General features: G+C 63.5%; 17 protein-coding genes. 4 read left to right on the forward strand and 13 right to left on the reverse strand.

What is annotated here, in order from left to right; all coding sequences use genetic code 11:
• Positions 1 to 92 precede the first annotated feature (92 nt).
• A complete protein-coding gene (locus tag HMPREF3096_RS29540) occupies positions 93 to 206 on the forward strand; it encodes a protein YohO (RefSeq protein ID WP_002912762.1) in 114 nt (37 codons plus the stop codon).
• On the opposite strand, the gene HMPREF3096_RS17745 is transcribed toward HMPREF3096_RS29540, so the two are convergent.
• The 5 genes from HMPREF3096_RS17745 to bglX all read right to left on the reverse strand — a co-directional run bounded on the left by HMPREF3096_RS17745 (position 181) and on the right by bglX (position 6358).
• On the reverse strand, positions 181 to 918 hold the full coding sequence (locus HMPREF3096_RS17745) for an ABC transporter permease (RefSeq protein ID WP_023323023.1): 738 nt from the start codon (positions 916 to 918) through the stop codon (positions 181 to 183). The genes HMPREF3096_RS29540 and HMPREF3096_RS17745 overlap by 26 nt on opposite strands.
• Positions 902 to 1849 carry an ABC transporter ATP-binding protein gene (locus tag HMPREF3096_RS17750; RefSeq protein WP_023323024.1) on the reverse strand — a complete coding sequence of 316 codons (948 nt, stop codon included), beginning with the start codon at positions 1847 to 1849 and terminating at the stop codon, positions 902 to 904. The genes HMPREF3096_RS17745 and HMPREF3096_RS17750 overlap by 17 nt, the downstream gene beginning before the upstream one ends.
• Positions 1842 to 2999: an ABC transporter permease gene (locus tag HMPREF3096_RS17755; protein ID WP_023323025.1), complete on the reverse strand. Its 1158-nt coding sequence runs from the start codon at positions 2997 to 2999 to the stop codon at positions 1842 to 1844. Before HMPREF3096_RS17755 ends, HMPREF3096_RS17750 begins: the two co-directional genes overlap by 8 nt.
• A 7-nt stretch (positions 3000 to 3006) precedes the next feature.
• A complete protein-coding gene (locus tag HMPREF3096_RS17760; protein ID WP_008804048.1) occupies positions 3007 to 3924 on the reverse strand; it encodes a glycine betaine ABC transporter substrate-binding protein OsmF in 918 nt (305 codons plus the stop codon).
• Positions 3925 to 4060: 136 nt separating this feature from the next.
• Positions 4061 to 6358, reverse strand: coding sequence for a beta-glucosidase BglX (bglX, locus tag HMPREF3096_RS17765; RefSeq protein ID WP_023340540.1), 2298 nt, complete (start codon positions 6356 to 6358; stop codon positions 4061 to 4063).
• A gap of 194 nt (positions 6359 to 6552) precedes the next feature.
• On the opposite strand from bglX, the gene dld reads away from it, so the two are divergent.
• Positions 6553 to 8298, forward strand: coding sequence for a D-lactate dehydrogenase (dld, locus tag HMPREF3096_RS17770; RefSeq protein WP_008804046.1), 1746 nt, complete (start codon positions 6553 to 6555; stop codon positions 8296 to 8298).
• A gap of 85 nt (positions 8299 to 8383) precedes the next feature.
• Entirely contained in the window at positions 8384 to 8938 is a 555-nt protein-coding gene (locus tag HMPREF3096_RS17775) for a GNAT family N-acetyltransferase (RefSeq protein WP_023323028.1), read from the forward strand.
• A gap of 401 nt (positions 8939 to 9339) precedes the next feature.
• Here the strand turns inward: HMPREF3096_RS17775 and HMPREF3096_RS17780 are convergent, their stop codons facing one another.
• The 4 genes from HMPREF3096_RS17780 to nifL form a co-directional block, all read right to left on the reverse strand.
• Positions 9340 to 9855, reverse strand: a complete 516-nt coding sequence (locus HMPREF3096_RS17780; RefSeq protein ID WP_047666777.1) for a nitrogen fixation protein NifQ — start codon at positions 9853 to 9855, stop codon at positions 9340 to 9342.
• On the reverse strand, positions 9855 to 11261 hold the full coding sequence (gene nifB, locus HMPREF3096_RS17785; RefSeq protein ID WP_032730775.1) for a nitrogenase cofactor biosynthesis protein NifB: 1407 nt from the start codon (positions 11259 to 11261) through the stop codon (positions 9855 to 9857). Before nifB ends, HMPREF3096_RS17780 begins: the two co-directional genes overlap by 1 nt.
• Positions 11262 to 11425: 164 nt before the next feature.
• Positions 11426 to 13000 (reverse strand): nif-specific transcriptional activator NifA, encoded by a 1575-nt coding sequence (nifA, locus tag HMPREF3096_RS17790; RefSeq protein ID WP_008804120.1) that lies wholly within the window; start codon positions 12998 to 13000, stop codon positions 11426 to 11428.
• Positions 12997 to 14481 carry a nitrogen fixation negative regulator NifL gene (gene nifL, locus HMPREF3096_RS17795; protein WP_039104111.1) on the reverse strand — a complete coding sequence of 495 codons (1485 nt, stop codon included), beginning with the start codon at positions 14479 to 14481 and terminating at the stop codon, positions 12997 to 12999. The genes nifA and nifL overlap by 4 nt, the downstream gene beginning before the upstream one ends.
• Positions 14482 to 14800: 319 nt before the next feature.
• Between nifL and HMPREF3096_RS17800 the strand changes: the two genes are divergently transcribed.
• On the forward strand, positions 14801 to 15331 hold the full coding sequence (locus tag HMPREF3096_RS17800) for a flavodoxin (protein WP_008804122.1): 531 nt from the start codon (positions 14801 to 14803) through the stop codon (positions 15329 to 15331).
• 22 nt (positions 15332 to 15353) lie between these two features.
• On the opposite strand, the gene nifM is transcribed toward HMPREF3096_RS17800, so the two are convergent.
• From nifM to nifV, 4 genes are read right to left on the reverse strand one after another with little or no spacing between them, the layout of a single operon-like run.
• The gene (gene nifM, locus HMPREF3096_RS17805) at positions 15354 to 16154 is read right to left on the reverse strand and encodes a nitrogen fixation protein NifM (protein WP_039104108.1); all 801 of its coding nucleotides are present in this window, start codon (positions 16152 to 16154) and stop codon (positions 15354 to 15356) included.
• The gene (locus HMPREF3096_RS17810; RefSeq protein WP_012541106.1) at positions 16154 to 16597 is read right to left on the reverse strand and encodes a nitrogen fixation protein NifZ; all 444 of its coding nucleotides are present in this window, start codon (positions 16595 to 16597) and stop codon (positions 16154 to 16156) included. Before HMPREF3096_RS17810 ends, nifM begins: the two co-directional genes overlap by 1 nt.
• Entirely contained in the window at positions 16594 to 16851 is a 258-nt protein-coding gene (locus HMPREF3096_RS17815; protein WP_008804125.1) for a nitrogenase-stabilizing/protective protein NifW, read from the reverse strand. Before HMPREF3096_RS17815 ends, HMPREF3096_RS17810 begins: the two co-directional genes overlap by 4 nt.
• 2 nt (positions 16852 to 16853) lie before the next feature.
• A complete protein-coding gene (gene nifV / locus HMPREF3096_RS17820) occupies positions 16854 to 17996 on the reverse strand; it encodes a homocitrate synthase (RefSeq protein ID WP_032733504.1) in 1143 nt (380 codons plus the stop codon).
• Positions 17997 to 18006 lie beyond the last annotated feature (10 nt).

The raw sequence follows: 18006 nt of genomic DNA on the forward strand, positions 1-18006 counted from the left end.
AAACCCCGGCGCGGCACGCTAAACCGCAATTAATGTTTCATTAACACCTGCGCTTCACCGTATAATCCCCCTGTTAACATCAGGAGCCTATTATGAAGCCAGCGAAAATCGCGGTCGTCACCCTCTTCTTACTTATGGCCATCGGCGGGATCAGCGGCGTAATGCTGGCCGGCTATTCCTTTATTGTGCGTGGCGGTGTCGGCTGATCCAGCGGGTCAGACGCTCAAACGCGCGGTCGACGATAATCGCCGCCAGCGCCACCAGCAGCGCCCCCTGAACAATATAGGCGGTATTAAAGCCGCTCAGGCCGATGATGATCGGCGTCCCGAGCGTACTGGCCCCCACCGTCGAAGCAATGGTCGCGGTACCAATATTGACGATGACCGAGGTGCGGATCCCCGCCAGTATCACCGGGGCCGCCAGCGGTAGCTCCACCTTATACAAACGCTGCCAGCCGGTCATTCCCATCCCTTCGGCCACCCCTGACACCCCCGACGGTATCGACCTCAGCCCGGCCAGCGTCCCCTGCAACACCGGCAGTATGCCATACAGCGCGAGGGCGATGAGCGCGGGCAGCCAGCCAAATCCCAGCACCGGCACCGCCATCGCCAGCACCGCCACTGGCGGAAAGGTCTGCCCGATAGCGGCGATGGTCTCCACCAGCGGGCGAAACGCGCTGCCGGCGGGCCGGGTGACCGCCACCCCTGCCCCCAGTCCCACAACCGTTGCCGCGAGACTGGACGCCACCACCAGCCAGCCGTGATCGAGGGTTAGCGCCCAGAAGCTCTCCTGCTGATAGACCGGCCGCGGCAGCTCCGGGAACAGCCGACTGAACAGCGGCGCGCTGTAGGGCAGCCCTACCAGCAGGCCGATAAACAGCGCGATAAGCCACCACAGCGGCTCACGAAGCGCCTTCATGGCTCGCCTCCTGGCGCAGCAGATCGGCAAAATGCAGCGTGCCGCAGGGCCTGCCTTCGGCATCGACCACCGGCAGCGCCTCGCAGCGCCGGGCGACAAACTGCGACAGCGCTTCCCGCAGGGTCATGGTGACGGTCAGCCCCTCGCCCGCCAGCCGTTCGCCGGGACGCAAATAGTCCCCCACCTCGCGCAGCGACAGCAGGCGCACGCCCAGCTCGCTGCGGCCAAAAAAGGTCTGCACAAAGCTATTTTTCGGCCGCAGGAGCATCTCCAGCGGCGCCCCCTGCTGGACCACCTCGCCCCCGTCCATCAGCACCAGGTGGTCCGCCAGACGCAGCGCTTCGTCAATATCATGGGTCACCAGCACAATCGTCCGCCCCAGCAGGCGGTGGATGCGCAGCATCTCCTGCTGCAGCGCCTCGCGGGTCACCGGGTCGAGGGCGCCGAAGGGCTCATCCATCAACAGCACCTCCGGATCCGCCGCCAGCGCCCGCGCCACCCCCACCCGCTGCTGCTGGCCGCCGGAGAGCTGATGCGGGTAACGGTCGCGCAGCGTCGCCTCCAGCCCTAACAACGCCATCAGCTCGTCGACCCGGTCGGCGATCCTCGCCCGCGGCCATTTTTGCAGCTGCGGCACAGTGGCGATATTCTGCGCCACCGTCCAGTGCGGAAACAGGCCGATAGACTGGATGGCATAGCCCATCCGCCGTCGCAGGATCAGGACCGGCTGCTGACGGATGTCCTCGCCGGCAAAACGAATAGTGCCACGGTCCGGCTCCAGCAGGCGGTTGATCATCTTCAGCGTCGTCGACTTGCCCGAGCCGGAGGTCCCCACCAGCACCGAGAAGGCGCCTTCGCGCAGCTCCAGGGTCAGGTCCTTCACCGCCGGGTGGCCGGCAAACACTTTGCTGACCCCTTCAAACTCAATCATCGGCCTCTCCTTTTAGCCAGGCGCCCCACAGGGCGAACAGGGCATCCACCACCACCGCCAGGGCAATGGTCGGTACCACGCCCAGCAGCACCAGATCCAGCGCACTGCTCAGCAGCCCCTGAAACACCAGCGCGCCAAAGCCGCCGGCGCCGATCAGCGCGGCCACCACCGCCATGCCGACGGTTTGCACGCTGACCACCCGCAGGCTGCGCAGCAGCACCGGCATCGCCAGCGGAAGCTGCACCTGACGAAAGCGCTGCCCGGCGCTCATGCCCATCGCCGTCGCGCTCTCCAGGGCGTCCTGCGGCACCTGCTGCAGGCCGGTCACCACCCCGCGCACCAGCGGCAGCAGCGCATACAAAGTCAGGGCGATCAGGGCCGGCGCCATGCCGGTCCCGGAGACGCCCAGCTCGCCCAGCGCCGGGAAATAGCGCGCCAGACCGGCAAGTGGTGCAATCAGCAGGCCGAACAGCGCCACCGACGGGATAGTCTGGATCACATTGAGCACGGTGAAGGCCGGCGCCTGCCAGCGCGGACGTCGCCACAGCCATACCCCCAGCGGCAGGCCAATGAGCAGGCCCGGCAGCAGGGTGCCGAACAGCAAAAGCAGATGCTGGCGCAGGGCGTCGTCAAATACCTCCTGACGGTTGGCATACTCCTTCAGCAGAGAGAGCTGATCGAGCGCCCCGGTAGCAAGCAGGATGATGGGCAACAGCCAGACTTGCGCATTAAGCAGCCAGCGCCACAGCGGCCGGACGGTAAGATGACGGATGGCCTCGCTGGCCAGCAGCAGACAAAGCGCCAGCGACAGCCACAGGCCGCTGCCGGGCGAGGTGCGCGCCAGCGGCGAGCCGTGCCGGGAGAGCTCAAGCGCCGCCTGTCCGCTGCCCCAGATAAGCAGCGGGAAGAGCAGTTCGGCCAGCAGCAGGTGAAGAAGCGGCGCGGCCCTGCCTGGCAACCAGCAAAGCAGCATCCCGGCAAGGACTGCCGCCATCTGAACGCCGGCGAGCCAGGGCATCACCTGCCACAGCCCGCGCCCTTCGCCGGAGAGTAAGCGATTCGGCGCGTAAGTAATAAACGGCAGCGCCAGCGTAACCAGCAGCAGACCTGTCAGCAGCAGGCCGACGCGGTGAGTACAGCGAATGGTCACCGGTGGCTTACTTCAGCAGGCCTTTCTGCTGCAGATAATCTGCCGCCACGCGCTTCGCATCCTGGCCTTCCACCGCAATACGGGCGTTCAACTGCTGCAAGGTTTTTTCATCGAGGCTGGCAAAGACCGGCTTCAGCCAGTCGGCGATCTGCGGATAGGCTTTGAGCACTGCCTCACGCACCACCGGCGTCGGGGCATAAATCGGCTGCACGCCCTGCGGATCGCTCAGCGTCTGTAACCCCAGCGCCGCGACCGGGCCGTCAGTGCCGTAGGCCATCGCCGCGTTTACGCCCGAGGTCTGCTGCGCCGCCGCTTTGATGGTCACCGCCGTATCGCCCCCGGCCAGCGACAGCAGTTGGTTCTGGTTGAGGTTGAAACCATACGCTTTTTCAAACGCCGGCAGCGCGTCCGGGCGCTCAATAAACTCCGCCGAGGCCGCCAGCTTAAATTCGCCGCCCTGCTTCAGGTAGCGACTGAGGTCGGCCAGCGAGGTCAGGTGATTTTTCTCCGCCAGGTCCTGGCGCACGGCGATAGTCCAGGTATTGTTGGCCGGCGCCGGGGTGAGCCATACCAGCTGATGTTTCTCCTGATCGAGGCGCTTCACCTTCTCATAGCCCTGTTGGGCATGCTTCCACGCCGGGTCGTTTTCATCTTTGAAGAAGAAGGCGCCATTGCCGGTATATTCCGGATAGATATCCAGCTCGCCGGCGACAATCGCTCCGCGCACCACCGGCGTGGTGCCGAGCTGGATTTTATTAATCGTTTTTACGCCGTGGCTTTCCAGCACCTGCTGGATCATATTGCCCAGCAGCGCGCCTTCGGTATCAATTTTCGAGCCGACCTTCACCGGCTCCGCCGCCTGCAGCGGTAAACTTATCAGGGCGGCCAGCGCCAGCGCACCGGACCATTTCATTGCCATCTTCATCCCGCGTCCCTCAGTTCTTTTGCGCTTCGCTTACAGAAGCTTAAGAGAAAAGCGTAGTCCATTTGCCAGCGATGCGAAAAAGAAAAGGCCGATTAATCGGCCTTTAACGTGTCACGTTGAGCTTAAGGGCTATTCCTTACAACAGTTCAAACTCGCTCTGCTTCACGCGGGCGGAGTCCACGCCGATAAAGACATTGAATTTGCCCGGCTCAGCAACGTATTTCATCTGCTGGTTCCAGAACTTCAGCGCGTCGACGTCAATCGGGAAGCTGACGGTTTGCGTTTCGCCCGGCTTGAGGTTGACCTTTTTAAAGCCGCGCAGCATTTTCACCGGCCGGCTCATGGAGGCAGTGACGTCCTGCAGATACAGCTGAATGACCGTTGCCCCTTCGCGTTTGCCGGTGTTGGTCACCTGCACGCTGGCGGTCACGCTGCCGTCGCGCGGCAGGGTGGCTGACGACATGGTGACATCGGAGACGCTAAAGGTGGTGTAGCTGAGGCCGTAACCAAACGGATACAGCGGGCCGTTGGCTTCATCGAAGTAACGCGAGGTGTACTTGTTCGGTTTCTCCGGATTATACGGCCGGCCGGTATTCAGGTGGCTGTAGTAGGTTGGGATCTGCCCCACCGAGCGCGGGAAAGACATCGGCAGTTTGCCCGACGGGTTATAGTCGCCAAACAGCACGTCGGCGATGGCGTGACCGCCTTCAGTGCCGGCAAACCAGGTCTCCAGCAGCGCATCGGCTTGCTGATCCTCTTTCACCAGCGCCAGCGGACGGCCGTTCATCAGCACCAGCACCAGCGGTTTGCCGGTGGCTTTGAGGGCGGCAATCAGATTGCGCTGGCTCTGCGGCAGGGTGATGTCGGTCCGGCTGGAGGCCTCATGCGCCATGCCCTGCGCTTCGCCCACCACGGCAACCACCACGTCGGATTGCTTCGCCGCCGCGACGGCTTCGTCGATCATTTCCTGCGGCGAGCGCGGGTCAACCTGCACCGCGTTCTCATACAGGTTAAGGAAATCGACGATGCCTTTATCGTCAGTGACGTTCGCCCCTTTGGCGTAAATCACTTTACCGTTATCACCCAGCGCTTCTTTGATGCCGGTCAGGACGGTCACCGACTGGTCGGCCACCCCGGCCGCGGACCAACTGCCCATCATGTCGCGTTTGCTGTCCGCCAGCGTGCCAATCACCGCGATGGTGCCGGATTTTTTCAGCGGCAGCGTATCGAGACGGTTTTTCAGCAGTACCAGGCTTTCGCGGGCCACTTCCCGCGCCTCTTTGCGATGCAGGCGGCTTTCCGCGTTGGTGTCCTGCGGGTCAGAATCTTTTGGTCCCAGGTGGCTGTAAGGATCGTTGAACAGCCCCATGTCATATTTGACGTTGAGCACATGACGGGTGGCGTCATCCAGCTCGGCCATGGTCACCTTGCCAGACTTCACCAGCCCCGGCAGGTACTTGCTGTAATACTCGTCACTCATGCTCATGTTGATGCCGGACTTAAGCGCCACGCGCACCGCGTCTTCCGGGTCGGAGGCCACGCCGTGCTTAATCAACTCTTTGATGGCGCCGTGGTCGGAGACCGTGATGCCTTTAAAGCCCCACTGGTCGCGCAGGACGTCTTTCAGCAGCCAGGAATCAGCAGTCGCCGGGGTGCCGTTCAGCGAGTTCAGGGCCACCATCACCGCGCCGCTGCCGGCATCAAGCCCGGCTTTGTACGGCGGCATATAGTCGTTGAACAGGCGCTGCGGGCTCATGTCGACCGTGTTGTACTCTTTCCCGCCCTCCACCGCGCCGTAGGCGGCGAAGTGCTTGACGCTGGTCATCACCGAATAGCGATCCGCCGGGCTCTTGCCCTGCATCGACTCCACCATCGCCTGGCCCATCATCGTGGTCAGATACGTGTCTTCCCCGAACCCTTCGGAAGCGCGTCCCCAGCGCGGGTCGCGGGAGACGTCGACCATCGGCGCCCAGGTCATGTTCAGGCCGTCATCGGCGGCTTCATAAGCTGACACGCGGCCCACGGTCTTCACGGCGTCAAGGTTAAACGATGAGGCCAGGCCTAGGCTTATCGGGAACACGGTGCGCTGACCGTGCAGCACATCGTAGGCAAAGAACAATGGGATCTTCAGGCGGCTAAGCTGCATCACCTGATCCTGCATCACGCGGATATCCGGCCGGGTGACGGTGTTAAAAATCGCCCCCACCTGACCGTTTTTGATCATTTCGCGGATCGCCTCTTTCGGGTTATCCGGGCCAACGCTTATCAGACGCAGCTGGCCGATTTTCTCGTCTACCGTCATTTTTTTCAGCAGATCGGTGACAAAGGCATCCCGCGCCTGCGGGGTCAGAGGGTGGTTACCAAACAGTTCATCCGCCAGCGCGGGTTGCAGCGCCAGACTCACGGCGACGCCTACAGTGCAGAGCCATTTCATTGTTATCTCGCTTTTTCTCAGACGGGGACTCGGTAAAACATAATAAAAACCGCAGTTTGCCATATATATAAACAACGCGCCCGCAGAATGCTAAGGTTCTTCTCTGATTTTTGCGAAACATTCATGCATCAAATTGTCATACAAAGCGCTATGCTTATCCTCGATATTTCGCGCACCACCACAAGGAGTGGAACATGTCATCTGCACCCACTAATACCCATAAAACGTTTCTGGCGGATCTGGCGCGCCTGGTTGGCCCTTCGCATCTGCTGACCGACCCGGCAAAAACCCAACGCTACCGCAAAGGCTTCCGCTCCGGTCAGGGCGAGGCGCTGGCGGTTGTCTTTCCCGGCACCCTGCTGGAACTCTGGCGCGTGCTTAACGCCTGCGTAGACGCCGATAAAATTATTCTGATGCAGGCGGCCAACACCGGCCTGACCGAAGGTTCGACCCCCAACGGCAATGATTACGATCGCGAGATCGTGATTATCAGCACTCTGCGCCTGGATAAACTGCATCTGCTGGACAAAGGCGAGCAGGTGCTGGCCTGGCCCGGCACTACCCTCTATTCGCTGGAAAAAGCGCTCAAACCGCTGGGTCGCGAGCCGCACTCAGTGATCGGCTCGTCATGCATCGGCGCATCGGTGATCGGCGGGATCTGCAACAACTCCGGCGGTTCGCTGGTGCAGCGCGGGCCCGCCTATACCGAAATGTCGCTGTTCGCGCAGATTGACGCCGACGGCAAGCTGAAGCTGGTCAACCATCTGGGCATTGATCTCGGCAGCACGCCGGAGCAGATCCTCAGCCGCCTCGACGACGAGCGCATCAGCGATAGCGATGTGCTGCACGACGGCCGCCACGCCCACGATCACGACTATGTGACCCGCGTGCGCGATGTCGATGCCGACACCCCGGCGCGCTACAACGCCGACCCGGACCGCCTGTTCGAATCCTCCGGCTGCGCCGGCAAGCTGGCGGTTTTCGCCGCGCGTCTGGATACCTTCCCGGCGGAAAAACGCCAGCAGGTGTTTTACATTGGCACCAACCAGCCGCAGGTATTGACCGAGATCCGCCGCCATATCCTCGCCGAGTTCCAGCATCTGCCGGTGGCCGGGGAATATATGCACCGCGATATTTACGATATCGCCGAGAAGTATGGCAAAGACACCTTCCTGATGATCGACAAGCTCGGCACCGACAAAATGCCGTTCTTCTTCACCATGAAGGGGCGCACCGACGCGATGCTGGAGAAAGTCTCGCTGTTTAAGCCGCACTTTACCGACCGCTTTATGCAGAAGCTCGGCCACGTCTTCCCGGCGCACTTACCGGAGCGGATGAAAACCTGGCGTGATAAATATGAACATCATCTGCTGCTGAAGATGGCCGGGGATGGCATCGAAGAAGCGCAGCGCTGGCTGACGGAATACTTCCAGCAGGCCGAGGGGGATTTCTTCGCCTGTACGCCGGAGGAAGGCAGCAAGGCGTTTCTGCACCGCTTTGCCGCCGCCGGCGCGGCCATCCGCTATCAGGCGGTGCATGCTGATGAAGTCGAAGATATTCTGGCGCTGGATATCGCCCTGCGCCGCAACGATACCGAGTGGTTCGAACATCTGCCGCCGGAGATCGACAGCCAGCTGGTGCATAAGCTCTACTATGGCCACTTTATGTGCCATGTGTTCCATCAGGATTACATCGTCAAGAAAGGAGTCGACGCCCACGCTCTGAAAGAGCAGATGCTGGCGTTGCTGAAAGCGCGCGGCGCCCAGTACCCGGCGGAGCATAACGTGGGTCATCTGTATGAGGCCCCGGAGAGCCTGCAGCAGTTCTATCGCCAGAACGATCCGACCAACAGCATGAACCCGGGGATTGGTAAAACCAGTAAGCAGAAATACTGGGGTGAAGCGGCACCAACGCCGGTCTCCCCGGCGGATCCGCAATAATCAGCGGCAGGACTATTCAGCCTGGCGCTTCTGTATTACGCTGCACGCCGGAGAATGTCTCTCCGGCAGATTCAGGAGCGCCGCCATGCCCGCAGAGGCCCCGTTACTCGACAGTGATTTAGAAATTCGTGAAGCGCTGCCCGACGATGCGCACGCCATCGCCGCGCTGTATGTCTGGCACGTGCTCAATGGCCGCGCTTCCTTTGAAGAGATCCCCCCTACCGTTGACGAAATGCGTAAACGGATCAAAACCGTCCGCGATAACGGGCTGCCCTGGCTGGTGGCGCTGTGGCGCGGCGCCATCGTCGGCTACTGCTACGCCACCTTCTATCGGCCTCGTCCGGCCTATCGCTACACGCTTGAGGAATCGATCTACGTGGAATCCGGGATGGGCGGGCGCGGCATCGGCAGCGCGTTGCTGTCGCGGCTGATCGCCGAATGCGAGAAAGGCCCGTGGCGGCAGATGCTGGCGATCATTGGCGATGGCCATAACAATGTCGGTTCGCTGGCGATCCATAAAAAGTTTGGTTTTACCGTGGCGGGTCAACTGCGCAGCGTGGGCTACAAGATGGGCGACTGGCGAGATACGTTGATTATGCAGCGCGCGCTGGGTGACGGCGACTGGACGCTGCCGGAGTGATATCCGGCGTCAAATCCCCGGCTCGCGGCGTAAACGCCTTAGCCGGGCTACCGTTCAGCGCGGTTCCGGAGAGGCGTCAGCCGCCATCCGGCACAAACACCGGCACTCGGCCTGATTGCCCGGCGGCGCTGCGCTTGCCGGGCCTACGGTGATGGTTAACCTTCTGATATATAAATGGTTATGTAGGCCGGGTAAGCGAAGCGCCACCCGGCAACATGTTGGACACGGAGCCTGATATATTGCCCGGCGGCGCGGCGCTTGCCGGGCCTACGGTGTTGAGTAACTTTTTGATATGTAAATGTCTTTGTAGGCCGGGTAAGCGAAGCGCCACCCGGCAGAAACTCGCGTAAAGGGGTTAAACGCGAGTGTGGTTGGGTCAGCCGCAGGGGGCTGCGGCTTGTTTATAGCGGCGGCGGTTCGAAGCAGAGGCTGCGCTCCAGGCATTCGTCGCAGCTCGGCGATCGGCAGACAATCTCCCCCTGCGACTGCAGGCAGCGCTGGCGGTAAAAGAACTTTTTCCAGCGCATATGGTGAACGTTCTGCACCACCAGCTGTGGAAAGCAGTCGCTCATCAGTCGGCCCAGTTCCGCCCGCGAATCGAGTCCCAGATCCTCCCACAGATGGTTAAACGCCAGCGCCACCTCGGCAACGATCTGCGCCATCGGTTCAGCCCCCGGCGCCATCCACTCCGTCAGCCACTGCCCCAGCTGCCGACGCTCTTCGTCGCGGGTAGCATTCAGCTCGGTCATCAGCCGACGGCGGCTCAGCGTCGCGCTGTCCAGCGGCGTCGCCACCTCGCCCAGCCGCTGCTGCAGCGCCCGCCATGCCGCGGGCGTCAGCCCCATCCGCAGCGGAAAGCAGCCTTTTCCGGCGTGATACAATCGCCACAGGCGGGTCAACCAGTCGACGGGCGCCATCAGGCGACCCCCTGACGCAGACGCGATGCCGCCAGGCTCTGGCGCCGCCGCTGCCACCAGGCAGGCAGCACCTCGGCGACCGAACGCCACGCGCCGTCCACCTGCGGCTCAATGCCCTGTAATTCCAGCTGCTGCCATGGCGTATGGCCGATACGCACGCAGAACACCGCTTTTACGTCGGCGAGCAGCGCCAGCAGCGCCGCCAGTCTGGCCTCGTTCTCCTGTGGATCACACTCCTCTTCGCCGCGGCAATATTTTGGCGTAAAGCGCTCGCCCACCAGCACCATACCGGCGGCCGACAGGCTGTAGATCGAGAAGCGGTCGGCATGGCCAAAATGACAGTCAATGACCTCGCCGTGGCGGGAGGCCACGGCCACCAGACAGGCGTCATCCGCGTCCGACTCCCCCTGCGTGGCGAGGCTGGCATGAAGTTCGGCGCGCTGGTGGAGGATGGGCAGCCAGTCGGGGAGGCTGTCCGGGTCCGGCAGCCGGGTGAACTGCTGGCTGCGATCTTCGCCCAGCATGCCGATGGCGTCGGCACGGCACTGGTGGCAGTGGGTCATCTGCGGCATCACCTCCCCGCACTGGCTGCGGATCGCGGCGAGCATCCCGGCGTCCGGCTCCGGCTGGCCGTTGAGACCAAAGACCGTGCCGTGCTCCGGTCTGGCAATCAGCGGCATAATATTGTGAATAAACGCGCCGCTTTCCCGCAAACGACGGCCGACCTCAGCCATGCCGCCGTCGTTGATCCCCGGGATCAGCACCGAGTTTATCTTGACCAGCACTCCCGCGGCGGTCAGCCTGCGGACTCCTTCAAGCTGGCGGGCAATCAGGATCTCCCCGGCTTCCCGGCCGCGGTAGCGTTCGCCGTCGAGCCACAGCCAGGCATAGATTTGCCCGGCGATATCGGCATCCAGGGTATTGATGGTCACCGTGACGTGATCCACGCCGACCTCCAGCAGGCGATCGACCGCGTCGGGCAGCATCAGCCCGTTGGTTGACAGGCATAATTTGAGGTCCGGAAGCTGGTCGCGGACCAGCTCCAGGGTGCGGAAGGTGCGGGTCATATTGGCCAGCGGATCGCCGGGCCCGGCTATGCCGACCACCGACAGCTGCGGGATGGCCTGGGCCACCTGGCGCACTTTCAACACCGCCTGCTCGGGGGTCAGCAGCGTCGATGACACCCCGGGACGGGATTCATTGCTGCAGTCGAATTTACGGTTGCAGTAGTTGCACTGCAGATTGCAGGCCGGGGCGACCGGAAGATGCATCCGGGCGAAACGGTGGTGCCCGCTGCGGGAGTAGCAGGGGTGCGCGGCGACCTTGTCGGCCACCCGCGGCGCTAACGCGCTGGCGTCCGCCGACTGACAGGCGTTACCGCCGGAAAAAGAAGAGCAGGAAGTCATGGTCGTACCTTCATGGTTGGGCGATACCTTCCTGCTGCAAACGACGTACCAGAGACGAATTTTTTATCTGGCTGAAAAATAAAGCGTTATCCCGCATCCCTGCGGCACAACATTGTCGCGTTCCTGCCGCACTGACGACAATGTCCTGAACCTGACACCGCGGCCTACAGACGCGGCAGGGTGATATCCATGATCTGGATCCGGTAAGCGACCTGGCGCGGCGTCATCCCCAGCAGCCGTGCCGCCTTGGCCTGCACCCAGCCGGCTTTTTCCAGCGCGGCGATCAGTCGCTGACGTTCGTCCAGGCTGTTGTCCAGCCAGCTGTCTTCTGCTGGCCCGCTGGCAGGCAGGGCTTTGGCGGGACGATCCTGGTGAGTGAAGAGGATCACGTCGCGATCGATCAGGCCACTCTCCGACATCACCGCCGATCGTTCGAGGCAGTTCTCCAGTTCGCGAACGTTACCCGGCCAGCTGTACTCCATCAGCAGGCGGATCGCGCCCTCGCTGATCCGCAGCGTGCGCCCCTGATGCTGGCCGATTTTGCGCACCAGGAAGTGCGCCAGCTCGGCGATGTCCTCCTGACGCTCGCGCAGCGGGGGCAGGGCGATGGGCATCACGTTCAGACGATAGTAGAGATCCTCGCGGAAATGGCCCAGCCGGACCTCCTCCTCCAGGTGACGGTTGGTGGCGGCGATGATGCGGACATTCACCCGCAGGGTCTCATCGCCGCCGACCCGCTCCATCTCCCCCTCCTGGAGGATACGCAGCAGCTTGGCCTGGAACGAGGCGCTGCTTTCACCAATCTCATCGAGGAACAGGGTGCCGCCATCCGCCAGCTCAAAACGTCCTTTACGCTGACGCACCGCCCCGGTAAAGGCGCCTTTCTCATGGCCGAACAGTTCGCTTTCCAGCAGGGTGTCCGGCAGCGCCGCGCAGTTAAATTTGACGAAGGCGGCGCCAGCCCGTGGCGAATGGTGATGGATGGCGTTGGCGATCAGCTCTTTCCCGGTGCCGCTTTCGCCGCGTACCAGCACGGTGGTGTCCCAGCGCGAGACCTGACGGATCACCTCCACGATCTGGCGCATCGCCGGGCTCTTGCCGACCATATTGTCAAGGCCCACGCCGCGCGACGACGAGCAGGCCGGCGGCCGTTCCACCTTCGGCGGCTGGCGGCTCGACAGGGCGGGTGAGGCCGGAAGGATCATCAGCCGGATGGTCTGGGCGACGAGGTTGGCGACGGTTTCGAGAAAACGGGTGCAGGCCGGCAGCCGCTCTTCCTGGCGCGCCATCGGCTGGGCCGCCAGCACCCCTATTGGCCGGGCGTTGGGCCCCATCAACGGTACGGCGATAAACGGCAGATCGTAATCGTAGAGGCTCAGGCGGTCGAGAAAACGCTGATCGTCGGCGACCCGGGGCAGCACCAGCGACTGCCCCTGGGCCAGCACGGTCCCCACCAGTCCCTCGCCGGGGCGATAGCGGATCTGCGTGCTGCCGGGGAGGGGCTGCTGGCCGGTTTGCTGCAGCGCTTCGATACTGAGGATCTCCTGCTCGCTGTCGTACAGGCAAATCATCCCGTGCTGCATAAAGGCATCGTTGTGCAATACGCTGAGCACCTCCTGCAGCGTTTTGCTGGCCTCGGTGGCCCGGCTCAGCACCACGCTTATCCGCTGCATGGCGGTGAATTGCTGAGAGAGGTCGAAGCGTCTGACGGTGGTGTCCGGGTCGGATTCAGGGATCATGCTTCACCTCCGGTCAGGGTGTTAAACAGCGGGAAACGCAGGGTCAGGCAGGTGCCGCCCTGCGGTCGGGAAGCCAGCTCAATGGCCCCGCGATGATGCGCCACCAGGGTCTGGATCAGCCGCAGCTCCATGCCTTTGCCCGGCGAGTTCAGCGCGTCGGGGGAGTGGGCGTAGCGCACCTGCAACAGCGGTACGTTATCAGTCAGGTACAGCGACAGCCAGCCGTCGTTCTCCTCGGCATAGAGCTGCATCGCCAGCGGCACGGAGGGCAATTCGGCGGCGAGGGCCAGGGTGCGGTCGAGCCACAGGCTTAAGCACGCCAGCAGCGGGGTGCGCTGGCCAAAGCCGATCAGATGCGGTGAGGCCATGTCGACCTGCAGCCCGTCGGGATCGAAGCGGGTACGGTAGAGGGCGCACAGATCGTCGAAAAAGGGCTGCAGCGGCCAGACGGCGGGGTTTTCGAGTTCCAGCGATGGGCGACAGCGCTGGAGCCGCGCCATCGCCTCTTCCCCTTCACGCCAGGCGGCCTCCAGCGCCACATTCCCGCTTCCCTCGCCGTTCAGCCGACGTGCTGCCGCCAGCATATTAATCGGGCAGTTCAGCTGGATCAGCGCGGCGTCCAGCGACTCGCGGATCGCCGCCAGCAGCTTGCCGGCGGTCATTTGCTGCTTCAGCCGGTCAAGGCGCCCTTGCTCCTGCTGCTGACGCTGCTGGGTACAGTCGGCGATCACCACCAGGGTCCGCGCCAGCGCGCTGTCGATAAAGTAGCGGCTGGCCTCTTCACTGACGCCGGGCAACGGCCAGCAGGTCACCGACAGCCAGCGCGCGGCCCCGCGGAGCGCTACCGGCAGGATCGCCTCCACACCGGGCGTCATCCGGCCAGGGGAGACCTGCAGCTCGGTGAGCAGCTCCCGGCCGCCGCAGTCAGCGCAGAAGGTTTTGTAGGCGAGGTTGTCCATCACCACCCGATCCTGCTCGTCCACCACCACCACGGCGGCGGGGATATTATTCAGCACCGCCTCCATCAGGGTCATATGGTTGCGCAGCCGTTGTTCGAGGGTGTAGCTGACGCTGATATCCCGCTGCATCGCCAGATAATGCTCCAGTTCCCCCTGCGGGCTAAGCACCGGGGTGATGTCAATCTCCACCAGGTACAGGCCGCCGTCCCGACGCTGATTAATCAGCTGACCGCGCCAGGGCTGACGCTGGAGCAGGGTATGCCACATCTCCTGATAGATCGCGCGCGGCGTCTGGCTGCTGGCCAGCAGGCGCGGGTTCTGGTTTAACAATTGCGCCAGCGAATAGCCGGTCTGGCGGCAAAACGCTGGGTTGGCGTAAATGATCCTGGCGCTGGCATCGGTGAGGGATATGGCCACCGAGGCCTGTTCCACCATGGTAAAAAACAGCCCCGGATGTTGTTGAATCAGCGCGCCGGCGATGGCCTCCGGCGCGGCGTTATCGAGCATCATATTCAGGGTCATCGCAAACTCCTGTGTCGCAGTTATGACAAATTGTCCGACACCGTGCGCAAAACGCGGCGGGGTAAGCCGAACCCGGATAACCATGCAAAGTGTGCGCCCTTATCGGAACGACCACGCGAAACATTGATCCGACAGGGGGAAAATTCACGGATTTTTACCTTTCGCCCCGCCGGGTGCGCCTTTGGCGCGCGGCATCGTGATGCGAAGCGATCCTGATGGGGCAGGGATGGGCCGTCGCGGTGCAGGGCAACCTGGCACAGCCTTCGCAATACCTCTGTCGTCATTCCTTTTTTCAACACCATTCCGACAGGAGCGTACTATGGCGAACATTGGCATTTTCTTTGGTACCGATACCGGTAAAACCCGCAAGATCGCGAAAATGATCCACAAGCAGCTGGGGGAGGCCGCCGCCGCCCCGGTCAATATTAACCGCGCCACGCTGGCGGACCTGCTGGCCTACCCGGCCCTGCTGTTGGGGACGCCGACGCTGGGCGACGGCCAGCTGCCGGGCCTTGAGGCCGGGGGCGAGAGCGAGTCGTGGGCCGAGTTTATCCGCAACCTCGGCGACGTTAGCCTGCAGGGGAAAACGGTGGCGCTGTTTGGCCTCGGCGATCAGCGTGGCTATCCGGATAACTTCGCCAGCGGGCTGCGGCCGCTGTACGACGCCCTGCGTGCCCGCGGGGCGACGATGATCGGCAGCTGGCCGAACGAGGGATATGAGTTCAGCGCCTCATCGGCGCTGGAGGGGGATCGCTTTGTCGGACTGGTCCTGGACCAGGATAACCAGTTCGACGAGACCGACGCGCGGCTGGCGACCTGGCTTGAGGAGATTAAACCGCATCTGCTGTAGGCGATGGCGGGTAGCCTGTCGGCTACCCGCACAGCCCCGGCTGGCGCGCTAGCATCTCGGCCAGCCACTGGCGCTGGTGGCGGCGCTGGCTCTGTTGACTGAGGTAATCGCGGGCGCTTTCCAGCGCCTGCTCAGGCGTCATCGGCGCGGCAGGGCGAATGGCCTCACACCAGATCAGATGCCAGCCTAGCTCACTGGCCACCGGCGCGCTCAGCGCATTTTCCGCCAGCGCAAACAGCGCCTCCTCCAGTTGCGGATAGAGCAGCCCCCGGCCGATCCACCCCAGCCGCCCGCCGTCCAGCGCGCTCGGGCAGTGGGAGTGTCGCTGGGCCAGCGGCGCAAACGCCTCGCGGGAGGCTTCGATTTGACCATGAAGCTCCCGTATACGCGAGTAAACCGCCTGGTCGTCGCCATCGACGGTGAGCAGCAGATGGCGGGTCAGACGCTGTTCCGGGCGCATAAACTGCGCCTGATGCCGCAGATACCAGGCCTGCACCGTGGCGGGATCCGGCCGCGGCGCCTGGCTGGCAATCCCGGCGAAGGCGCTTTCCAGCCGGGCGTGGTGCAGGACGATCGCCGCCCGCTCCGCTGGCGTAAATCCTCCTTCATCCAGCCAGGCGCCCAGCGAAGTGGCGAGGCCCTCCAGCAGCGCGGCGGGGATCGCCTCCGGCGCAATCTGGGCGACAATGAGCTGCTCCATCTGGGCCTGGCGCTGCCAGGCCGCCTCGAAGGCCTGCCGGTCGACCGCGTCGATGGCCGCCGGCTCGCAGTTCCAGCGGCTCTGCGCCAGCCGCTGCCGGCCAAATCGTTGCCATGGCTCCATTATTCTTCCTCCTCTGCCAGCGCCAGCGCGCTTACCGGGACCTGGAACCAGCGGCCGCCGAAGTCGACGATATAGCCGTCGCCATGCTCGCCCCGGTCGGTGGCTTCGATGCGCCCCAACTGACCTACGCTGACCACCATCTCGCCCTGCATCGCCAGCGCCGTCTGACAGATTACGCTATCGCCATACTGCAGATTGCCGGCCAGCCAGGGCCGATCGCCGGCAATCAGCTCCTGTTCGCGACAGCCGACCACCCGGTCGCAGTCCGGGAAGTGGATCTGGTAGATGATCTGGTCCTGCAAGAATACTCCCCAGTCGCGGACATAGCCGATGCTGCCCCGGCGCACCAGCAGGGCGCCGGACGGCAGGCCCGCATAGGTGCCATCGTTACGGATGGCGCGCACGACGCGGACCGCTTCGCTAAAGGTAAATCGGGGTCTCATGGCGTGTTCTCCTCGAACTGTTGCTGATAACTCTCCGCCAGCAGTCGGCGCGCCAGCAGCCAGTGCGCGCGCGGGTTATCCTCCAGCTGGTTGAGCAGAGGCACTTCCGCCTTCAGCTTGCGGTGAAAGGTGGCCAGCACCGGCAGGCTGCAGTGCGCCAGGCGCTCGGGCTGATAGGGAACGGCGAAAAACTGAAAGAACGCATCGGCGGAGCGCAGGTCGCCCACGCCGGGGATCTGATAAAACCACTCCATACTCACCCCCTGGCCTGCAGCGTTTCGGCGCCGCAGAGCGCGTGGTAGATTGCCGCCAGCTCATCATCCCGCGGGCTGCGTTTGCCGTTTTCGGCAAAGCGACGGAGCGCTGGCAGCAGCTGGTCAATTTGCGCTGATGTCAGGTGATAACCCATCCGATCGAAGACGCCGTTAACCGCCTGGCGACCGGAGTGTTTGCCCAGCACCAGCCGATAGCCGCGGCCCAGCAGGGCGGGGTCGATCGCCTGATAGCTCTCGCTGTCGCGCAGCAGCGCCGCAACGTGCACGCCGGATTCGTGGGTAAAGACCAGCTCGCCCACCAGCGGCTGCTGGGGGTCCACCGGGCGGCGGGTGGCGAGGGCCACCTGTTCGCACAGCGCCGGCAGGGCGGTGAAACGCACGCCGGTCTTGACCTCCAGGCAGCGCTCTAGTCCGAGCGCCACGGTCTCCAGCGCCGCGTTGCCCGCGCGTTCGCCCAGGCCCAGCACGGTGGTGTTCACGCTGGTGGCCCCGGCGCGCACCGCCGCCAGGGTGTTGGCGGTAGCCAGGCCCAGATCGTTATGGGCGTGCATCTCGAGTTCGCCGGGCCAGACGCGGCGCAGGGCGGCGATCTGCGCCGCGGTAGTGAACGGGTCGAGGATACCGACGGTATCGGCATAGCGCAGACGGGTGGCTCCCGCCTCCCGGGCCAGGCGGGCAATGTCCTGCAGCGTCGCGTCGCTGGCTCGCGAGGCGTCCTCACAGCCAATGCAGACCTTCAGGCCAAGGGTGTGGGCGAGGTGGATCAGGGCCGCCAGCCGCTCCAGCAGCAGCGGTAAGCCTTCGCGCAGTTTGTACTGCCGCAGCTTGTCGGAGGCGGGGATGGAGATATCCACCCAGTCCATGCCCAGGTCGGCGCTCTGGCGAATTTCTCCCGCCTGCATCCGGCACCAGGTCATCAGCGTGGCGCCCGGGAGCTGTCGGCGCACCTGCCGGATACGGGCGCACTCCTCCTCGCCCATCGCCGGGGTGCCGACCTCCATGGCCTCGATCCCCGCCGCGTACAGCGCCTCGGCGATGGCGATCTTTTCGCTGGCCTGAAAGGCCACGCCGGGACTCTGTTCACCATCGCGCAGGGTAGTGTCGTTAATCAGTACGCGTCCCATCATTGTCTCC

The sequence above is a fragment of the Klebsiella sp. HMSC25G12 genome, from assembly GCF_001807705.1.
Classification (GTDB): Bacteria; Pseudomonadota; Gammaproteobacteria; order Enterobacterales; family Enterobacteriaceae; genus Klebsiella; species Klebsiella variicola.